Below are 8,697 nucleotides of genomic sequence, written 5' to 3'. Positions count from 1 at the left end.
GGCTGTCTGGTGTCGCACTGCCCGCCGGCTCACGGCGAACATGCTGGGACCGACACGACGGGCGTTACCTCATCCCTTAGCGGCTGTAGAGGGACGCGCGGTTCGCCCTGGATCGTCGGCTCAGACAGTTGGAACACCAACTCCACAGACTTTCCCGGCGGGATCGCCACCTGAGCCTCAAAAGTCGGGTGGCCGCGCTCGGTCGTTTGAAACACCGGTGTTCTCTGGCCATCGACGAGCAGGTTGCTCAGCCGCGCGTCCTTGGTTGCCAGGAGCCGGACCGATGTGAGCATCGTGCCCTTGGGGATGTCTGCCTTGATCTCGGGATGAAACCCCAATCTGCCTGCGACGTACTCAGGTAAAGCATCAGCATTCTGCACCGTATTGGTCAACCGGACTGTCACGGTCGACTGACGGGTATCGCCGTCACACCCATCCGCGGCGTACTCGATCTGCCGAGTCAGGTAGTAGTCGATCTTGTTGCCGCCCAAATTGTTGATGACAACGCCGGCGTACGGCGCCGGGTCGTCGGGGATGATGTGAGCGAGTGGCGTCTCCTCCAGCAGTTTCTGCTCATCCGGCACTGCGCTCCACACCGCAATCCGGCGTTCGTTGGTGGCTCTGCCGAGGGCCTCCAGAAGTTGACCGGGCGACGCGATCTCTCCGGTCATTTTCTTAATGACTTCCCGCGCGATGCCTTGCAGGTACTCCTTGCGGGCTTCCTGGTCGTCCGGGTACCGGATGTAAGCAGTGGACTCGGTCAACTCCACCACATTCTCCGCGGAGACGACCTCGCCGCCGGGCATCGTCACCGGCCCCGTGGCGCCGAGGATGTAGCTCAGCGCAACGGGGTCGATGGCGATGACACCGTCGATCTTGGTCCGCGTTTGCCGCTCCCACATGGATTTCCAGATTTGCGCGGTGTACGGGAAATGGGCGCTCTGGTTGCTGTTGCGGATATCGGTCAACGGATTGGTGAACCCGTACTGCTCGGTGAACTCGGGACCGAGGTCCACGTCGGCGGTCAGTTTGTACAACTCGATGTTGGAGCCGAGATCGGCGACTTGCGGCTTTCCGTTGTCGAACTGCAGGATCGCGAATCCGCCGATGAGGCCGCCGGTACCTCGGGCTTCGGCGTTGGTCTGGAAGCCCATGAAATAGCTGCGGTGGCCATCGGCAACCATCATTGACGGTGCAAGCTTCGCCGCGAGTGCCGTGTTGCTCATCAGTGAGGCGATATCGGCCGTTTGGGCCTGCAGTTGCGACCGGGCGTCACCGAGCACCGGGACGAATCGCGGGTTCGTTATCGCCTGTGCTTCGGTGTTGATGCGTTCGGCGTCGCCGGCAATTGTGCTCAGCGTCGGTCCTTCGTCGCGCAAGGCCTTGACGTTCAGCTGTCCGTTGGCGAACAACTGACTCGGCGCAACGTCCAGGCCGGCTTCCGCGGTCGGCTTCAACACAGAGGCGGCCAATCCCAGCACCACATCGGAAATCTGCTGCCCGGTCTTGAACGGACTGCCCAAAAACGGCACCGCAGAAGCGATGCTCCACGGCACGGAGTGCGTCGCATCGCGGGCCGCTTGGGCATGTGATTGCGCCTCGCCGGCGAAGCGCGACGCATCAGAGGTGTTGCCGTCCAACAGCGCATCCTTGGCCTGCTGCGCACTGTCTCGCGCTTGTTCGAGACTGCTCTTCGCCGCCAGTGCCTTGAACCCGAGCCAGCCGCCGAACACGAGTACTACGGCGAGGGAGACCAGCGCAGCAAGCACGACATTGCGCCGCTTGAACCACGGCCGCTCATCGTCGTCGAAATCGTCGGCGCGCTGCGGAAGTCTCACTCGCTCACTCTCCCAATCCCCCGACTGTTCAGGCTCTCACAGAGCGCCCCCGCGCTGGTCAAAAACAAATCGTCAGTTGCCACCAGGACAACTGACGATTCGCTGTTACGCCTCAAGTGCTAGGCGAAGGTGGCGTACGGCCCCACCCGCAGGGCCTCGGCGACCGCGTTCGCCACGTTGTCCACCGCGGTGCCGAAGTTGACCAAGGCGTCACCGACCGGGCCCGGCAGGAAGTTCCCGACGGTCGTGATCAGACCGCCGGTGAAGGCGATCGCGACGTAGGCCGTCGTTCCGACGATCACGACGGTTCCGCGGACGATGCCGGCGATGCCGTCGGCGATGCCCTGGACCAGGTACTGCAGCAGTTCGGCCGGGGTGGCACCCACGGCGGCAGCCCGAGGGCCGTCGTTCTGCTGGGCGATCAGCGCGGCGTCCAGTTGGTCATAGCCCCAGGTCAGGACGGGACCCGCGTTCGACAGCGAGGGCGCCAGCGCGAATTTGTCGGCCTGTGCGGCGACCGGGGTGTTCGCGGCGGCGGCGGGCAGGGGGACGGCCGCCGTGCCGATCTGAAGTTTGTTGACTGCAGCGTTTATCTCAGGTCCCATCAGTCGTTCCCCGTTCACAAATGCGATCGAAGGCCTGCTTGCCTCAAGATCTGATCGAAAGCATTCCACCGTCACTGAGGGTTGTCAACTTGTCCAGCAAACTCAGGGCACTTTGTCACTTTGGTAAATTTCAGGCGCCTCACAGCATGGCTTAATCGGGGATACGGTCTGTTCCCCAACCTATTCCCCAACCGTTTGAATACCGGAAAAGTTTGTCGCGATTGCGGCGCGACGGCGTCCGTTTGCGAGACGGCCATCCGCGCGGTGCGCTGGCAGACCGCCTGGGTATCGCGCCAGGCAACGCCACTCGGTTGTTCGCCGACACCACCACCCGCGTCACCGCCGCCACCGCCCGCAAGGTCGCCGCCCTGTTCGAAGAGCTCAAGAACACGCCGGGGCCCTCCGCACGGGCGGTCAACGACGGCCGCCGCAACCACTGGCCGCTACCGGCCGATCTGGACGTCGCCGCCATCGACCGTGCCGCCGGTTCACGCTGATCAGCCCCGGTCAGGGCTGTTCAGCGGCCCCGGGTGACGGAAATCGCCGGCCTCGCCGGTACTTCCGGTTGTCGCAACGAGATGACGGAAGGCAGAACAGCGATGACCGTTCAGGTGTGCACCGCCGGCTGCGGCCGCCCGGCTCGATGGGGCGGCCACTGCAGCTGGCACCACTTCTCCACCCAGCAGCAGCACCGCCCCGCCCAGCAGGTTCCCGCCGCGGTGCTGACCCGGTTGCGCCGCCACATCCACGCCCTGCTCGCCGCCGGTGTGTCTGAAGCCCAGATCGCCCTGGACGGCGGCCTGAACCGCAAAACGATCCAATGGATGTCCTCCGGGCGGGCCGAGGCCGGCACCCCGCCTGGCTACCGGATCGGGGCCGCCCACGCCGCCCGCATTCTGGCGCTGCCGGTGCCGCGCACCCTGCACCAAGGAATCCACGACGCCGACCCGGTACCCGCTCTGGGAACCGTGCGCCGCCTGCGCGCCCTGGTCGCCGCCGGGCATCCCGCCACCGCGCTTGCCCACTGCCTCGAGCTTCCCCTTGACGTCGTCAACGGCCTGCTCGGCGGCAAGCCGGATGCCGTCACCGCCGGTGTGGCCCGCGCCGCCGCCGCCGTGTTCAGCGGCCTGCAGATGACCCCCGGGGCCAGCGATCAGGCCCGCCGGATGGCCAAAGACCGCGGCTGGGCGCCGCCGCTGGCCTGGGATGAAGACCTCCTCGACGAGACCACCGCCCGCCCCGACTTCGGCTCCCGCAAGCGGGCCGGCTTCGTGGAGGTGTACAGCGAGTTCAGGATGCTGGGGTTCACCGATCTGCGCATCGCCGAGCGCATGGGAGTCCAGCCCGGTTCGCTTCTGCGCCAGATGATCCGCTACGGACTCACCCCCAGCCCCGAGCTGGTCAACACCGCCAGCCACCTCAAACACCGGGCCGCCAAGGAGGCCTCCTAGGACGGTTGTCTCGGTAAGGGCGGGAAACGGTTTTTGTCGGTGTGCCCCAGTAGCATTGCCGTCAGCGGCACCAGTTCGACGCCGCACCACATACGGCCAGATCCGCGAGGTTTGGCCCCTTACCGAGTGGGATCATCTGATGACCCATTTCACCGTCACCGTCGCCATCCCCGCCGACACCCCGGCCCACCACCTGTACGGGGCACTCAGCGCAGCCCTGGAACCCTTCAAGGGCTCGGATCGCATCAGCATGGGCCACATCGCGGCCGGCATGCAAGAGGACACGACTGCCAACCGCACACCAGTCTCGCCGCCGGCCGGACCGCCGGCGTCTGACGCGGGTGTCAGCCGAAGATGAGGCCCGGGGTCTTGGCGGTCGCCGCCTGGTAGCGGTTCTGGACGTCCGCCCAGTTGACGACGTTCCAGAACGCCGTGACGTAGTCGGCTTTGACGTTCTTGTACTGCAGATAGAAGGCGTGCTCCCACATATCGACCTGGAGCAGCGGGATGATCCCCAGCGGCACGTTGGCCTGCTGGTCATAGAGCTGGAAGGTCAGCAGCCGGTCGCCGAGACTGTCGTAGCCCAGAACGGCCCACCCCGAACCCTGCAGGCCGTTGGCGGCCGCGGTGAACTGGGCGCGGAACTTGTCGAAGGAGCCGAACGCGTCATCGATGGCGCCCGCCAACTGCCCGGTCGGCTTGTCGCCGCCCTCGGGGGACAGGTTCTTCCACCAGATCGAGTGGTTGACGTGTCCGCCGAGGTGGAAGGCGAGGTTCTTCTCGTTGAGGAAGATGGCGGCGTGGTCGTCCTTGGCGCGGGCCTCCTCAAGCTTGGCCACCGCGTCGTTGACCCCTTTGACGTAGGCGGCGTGGTGCTTGGTGTGGTGAATTTCGTTGATCTGGCCCGAAATGTGCGGCTCCAGTGCGCTGTAGTCCCAGTCCAGATCGGGCAAGGTGTATTCGGCCACGGAAATCCTTCGTCCTTCCACTGTTGATCACTGTGTTGCTCGTGCTGCTTGTGCTGCTCGTGCCGGCCTGCGCGGGCCGACTGCGGGGAGTGATCAGATCCAGATCACCAGCGCCAGCGCCGCCAGGAGAACCAGAGCGATCACGGCGGCGCGCAGGGCGGCAGCTTGCTGAGACCCACTGGCTGCGGACGCGTATCCATACCAGGGCTGGGTGTTTCCCGACTGGGGCGAGATCGGGCCGGACGCCGTCACGTTTTCCCGGATCCTGTGCGGGGTATCCCCAGTGGTGACCTCATGCTGACCCCTGTGCCCTCGACGTGCTCTCGGCTCTGTGACGCCGATCATAACCGCGGAGTCGTGTCCCGTCAGACGGTCCGCAGAAGCCGGGCAACGTCCGGTTCGCCGGCGGGTCGGCCTGGCGTGTCCTGCGGCGTGTCTCGGGGCGGCTGAGGACTGTTAGTCGGCCAAGCGATTTCGCTCGGCGCCCGTCGGCCTGTTGATTTCCGGCGCGGGGAGAGGCGAAGTTATCCACAGGTCCGCTCGTGGCGGCCAACCTCCGCCCGCCCCCAGCAGTGCTCTTTTCCGGTCGGTGGGCGCAAAAATCCGGGCACGTGTGGATAACGCTGTGGAAACTGTGGATAGCACCGCGTTGCTGAAACGACGCCGCTGCATATCGGCACTTCGTGCCGAAAGGGGTAGCGCCAGCGGAACGCCGGGTGCGACCCGCGGTCGCTAGTCTGGTGCGGTGATTCAGGTCTGCTCGCGGTGTGCGACACCCTGGAACGTGGGCGACCGTCAACGCGCCTGGTGCCCCCGATGCCACGGTGCGCTGCTGGCGCCCAGCAGACCGCCGGCCGCGGCGGCCCCGCCGGCGCTGCGGACTCCGGTTCGCCCGCCGACCCCGCAGCGCGGCGGCGGGCGGCTGCCCGCGGGCTATCGGTGGATCGCGGTGCGACCGGGGCCCCCGCCGCCGCCGCGAGCGCGCCGCCGGCCGCTGGGCCCGACCCCGCGCTACCAGTACATCCCGCGGTGGGGTTTGGCCGACCAGGTCGCCCCGACCGTCCCGCACGCCGAGCGGGCGCGGGTTCGCAGCGCGTCTGCCACTGCGGTGCGGGCAACGCTGCTGGCGGCGACGGCCATCTTCGCGCTGGCCGCGCTCGTGCACATCGGCCGCTACCTGCTGCTGCTGATCAACCGCACCATCTTGCTGTCCCCCTGGATCGCCACTCCGGCGCTGTGGATCGGCGTGCTGGTGAGCCTGGCGGCGATCGCGGCGGTCTTCGTCACCGCGGTGGTGCTGACCTCCTGGCTCATCGATCGGCGTGCCACGGTGTTCGCCTACTACAACCCTGACTTTCGGGACCGGCCCGATCCCCGGCCGGAGTGGTCGCTGTGGGCCGGTTGTCTGATCCCGGTGGTGAACCTCGTCTGGGCGCCGGTGTTCGTCATCGAACTGGCCCACGCCGAGCAGTCCCTGGCACGGCAGCGCGGTCCGATCCTCGCCTGGTGGATCGCGTGGGTGGTGTCGACGGCGGTCTCGGGGTGGGCGATCTGGACCAGTGCGGCTTCCGAACCCCAGGCGGTGGCCGACAACACCGTCACGGTGATCATCGCCTACGTGGCCGGGATGGCCTCACTGCTGCTGCTCTGGCGGGTGTTCGAGGGTTTCGTCCGGATGCCGGCGGGCCGGTCGCTGCACCGCTGGGTCATCGTGCCCGAGGACCGCCGTGGCGAGGTCTCCCCGGAGGAGGATCTGTCCGTCGAATCGGATCAATCCCCGTCAGCTGTTGAGTCCGAACGCCGGGAACCGGCAGCATAGGGACATGCCGGCAATGGACGCTCCACGTGGTGAGCACCCGTTCGTGGTCGCCCACCGCGGTGCCTCCGCGGACCGGCCCGAACACACCCTGGCCGCCTACGAACTCGCTTTGCAGGAGGGCGCCGACGGGGTGGAGTGCGATGTCCGGCTGACCAGTGACGGCCATCTGGTCTGCGTGCACGACCGCCGGGTGGACCGCACCTCCAACGGCACCGGACTGGTCAGCGACATGACCCTCGCCGAACTCCGGCAATTCGACTGGGGTGCCTGGCACAGCGGCGGGCGCGCCGACGGTCCGCTCGGGGATACCGGCCTGCTCACCCTCGACGACTTGCTGGGACTGGTTCTCGACTGGAACCGGCCGGTGAAGATCTTCATCGAGACCAAACACCCGGTGCGCTTCGGCGCCCTCGTCGAGAGCAAGGTGCTGGCCCTGCTGCACCGTTACGGGCTCGCCTCGCCGCCGTCGGCCGACCTGTCGCGGGCGGTGGTGATGTCATTCTCGGCCGCCGCGGTGTGGCGGATTCGCCGGGCGGCACCGATGCTGCCGACCGTCCTGCTCGGCGAGACGTCGCGCTACCTGGGTGGCAGCGCCGCCACGACGGTGGGCGCCACCGCCGTCGGCCCGTCGATCGCCACGTTGCGCGAGCACCCCGATCTGGTCGACCGCGCCGCCGCTCAGGGCCGCGCCATGTACTGCTGGACCGTCGACCACTACGAGGACGTCGAGTTCTGCCGCGATCTCGGGGTGGGGTGGATCGCCACCAATCACCCCGGCCGCACGAAGGCGTGGCTGCACAACGGACTGACCGGCGCCGGCCGGGACTGAGCCGGGCTCACGGCTGCGCGTCGCGGACCTCCTGCGGAATGGGTGAGTCGGTGCGCAGGGCGTCGAACAGGGCGGCCGCCACGGTGGTGTCCCACACCACGACGTCGCCGGAGTCGTTGACGAGGAATTCACCGATCGGCACGGTCAGCGCGTCGCTCGCGCCGCGCAGTGCGACGCCCAACCGGGCGAGGTCCCAGACGTGCGCGCCGGAGTCGAAGGTCAGCGCCCGCACGGCGGTGCGCGGGACGGAGAACCAGCGCCACGGATTAAGCCAGACGGCGGGGCTGGCAAGTCGGTCGAGCACCGCCGAGATGAATTGCCGCTGGTGCACCATCCGGTCGAGGTCCGCGCGCGGCGTCGCGCGGCTGCGCACATATCCCAGCGCGGTGGACCCGTCGAGGTGCTGGCAGCCCGCGGGAAGATCGATGCCGGCCAGCGGGTCGCTGACCGGTTCCTCCGGGCACATCTGCACGCCACCGATGCCGTCGACGACGTCCGCGAAACCGCCGAACCCGATCTCGACGTAGTGGTCGAGGCGCAAACCGGTGGCCTGCTCGACGGTCTGGGTCAGCAGGGTCGGTCCGCCCGCGGCGAAGGCGGCGTTGATCTTGTCGGTGCCGTAGCCGGGGATATCCACATAGGAGTCGCGGGGAATCGAGACGATCGTGGTCGGTTCGGTCGAGCCGACGCCGCTGAGGTGAACCAGCAGGATGGTGTCGGTTCGGCCGCTGCCCAGATCGCCACCGGTGGACAGCTGGGCTTGCTGCTCCGGCGTCATCGCCTCCCGGCTGTCCGATCCGACCAGCAACCAGTTGGTGCCCGCCCCCGGCGCGGGACGGTCGGGGTACTCGGTGAACACCGCGGCGCGCTGCAGCGACAACTCGATCCACGTCGCCGTACCCAGCGTCGCGGTCATCGCCACCAGCAGGAGCACCCACGCGGTGAGCAGGATTCGCCGGCCGCGGCGACGCGTGCGGACCGCGGTCGGTGCCGCGCGCCGGCGCGGCGGGGATGGAGCGGCGTGCCGGACCGGCCGGGCCTGCCGATGCGCGGGTGCGCCGCGGGTCCCGGCCGCACGCGCCGGCGGAGGCGGCGGCCGGTGCGTCGGCGGTGCGGGGGGAACGGGAGGAACCGGAGTCCGCAGCGCCGGCGGGGCCGCCGCGGCCGGCGGTCTGCTGGGCGCCAGC

10 protein-coding genes are annotated in these 8,697 nt (G+C 67.9%); 5 read left to right on the top strand and 5 right to left on the bottom strand.

The genetic code is table 11. The features are described from left to right. Window positions 1-29: 29 nt before the first annotated feature. Entirely contained in the window at window positions 30-1,838 is a 1,809-nt protein-coding gene (locus ACKOB8_RS12475) for a DUF4012 domain-containing protein (RefSeq protein WP_526377675.1), read from the bottom strand. 119 nt (window positions 1,839-1,957) lie between these two features. Next, window positions 1,958-2,443, bottom strand: coding sequence for a hypothetical protein (locus ACKOB8_RS12470; protein WP_526377673.1), 486 nt, complete (start codon window positions 2,441-2,443; stop codon window positions 1,958-1,960). A 242-nt stretch (window positions 2,444-2,685) separates the two neighbouring features. Here ACKOB8_RS12470 and ACKOB8_RS12465 point away from each other — a divergent pair, with 242 nt between their 5' ends. The 3 genes from ACKOB8_RS12465 (at window position 2,686) to ACKOB8_RS12455 (ending at window position 4,252) form a co-directional block, all read left to right on the top strand. Next, window positions 2,686-2,940 (top strand): hypothetical protein, encoded by a 255-nt coding sequence (locus tag ACKOB8_RS12465; protein ID WP_526377671.1) that lies wholly within the window; start codon window positions 2,686-2,688, stop codon window positions 2,938-2,940. 102 nt (window positions 2,941-3,042) lie between these two features. Beyond that, window positions 3,043-3,894, top strand: coding sequence for a hypothetical protein (locus ACKOB8_RS12460; protein WP_526377669.1), 852 nt, complete (start codon window positions 3,043-3,045; stop codon window positions 3,892-3,894). 139 nt (window positions 3,895-4,033) lie between these two features. After that, complete coding sequence (locus tag ACKOB8_RS12455) at window positions 4,034-4,252, top strand: hypothetical protein (protein WP_526377667.1); 219 nt, start codon at window positions 4,034-4,036, stop codon at window positions 4,250-4,252. Here ACKOB8_RS12455 and ACKOB8_RS12450 read toward each other — a convergent pair. After that, entirely contained in the window at window positions 4,239-4,862 is a 624-nt protein-coding gene (locus ACKOB8_RS12450; protein WP_526377665.1) for a superoxide dismutase, read from the bottom strand. The two genes, ACKOB8_RS12455 and ACKOB8_RS12450, sit on opposite strands and share 14 nt — an antisense overlap. Window positions 4,863-4,955: 93 nt before the next feature. Continuing rightward, window positions 4,956-5,114: a hypothetical protein gene (locus ACKOB8_RS12445; protein ID WP_526377663.1), complete on the bottom strand. Its 159-nt coding sequence runs from the start codon at window positions 5,112-5,114 to the stop codon at window positions 4,956-4,958. A 493-nt stretch (window positions 5,115-5,607) separates the two neighbouring features. Between ACKOB8_RS12445 and ACKOB8_RS12440 the strand changes: the two genes are divergently transcribed. Further along, entirely contained in the window at window positions 5,608-6,681 is a 1,074-nt protein-coding gene (locus tag ACKOB8_RS12440) for a DUF4328 domain-containing protein (protein WP_526377661.1), read from the top strand. Between the two features lie 4 nt (window positions 6,682-6,685). Further along, a complete protein-coding gene (locus ACKOB8_RS12435) occupies window positions 6,686-7,510 on the top strand; it encodes a glycerophosphodiester phosphodiesterase (RefSeq protein WP_526377659.1) in 825 nt (274 codons plus the stop codon). A gap of 7 nt (window positions 7,511-7,517) precedes the next feature. Here the strand turns inward: ACKOB8_RS12435 and ACKOB8_RS12430 are convergent, their stop codons facing one another. After that, window positions 7,518-8,696 (bottom strand): LCP family protein, encoded by a 1,179-nt coding sequence (locus ACKOB8_RS12430; protein WP_526377657.1) that lies wholly within the window; start codon window positions 8,694-8,696, stop codon window positions 7,518-7,520. Window position 8,697: the final 1 nt, after the last annotated feature.

This window comes from Mycobacterium sp. (genome assembly GCF_046091765.1).
In the GTDB taxonomy this organism is placed as follows: domain Bacteria; phylum Actinomycetota; class Actinomycetes; order Mycobacteriales; family Mycobacteriaceae; genus Mycobacterium.
The sequence above is the reverse complement of the archived record's forward strand: the minus strand, read 5'-3'. Positions and strand labels throughout refer to the sequence as shown.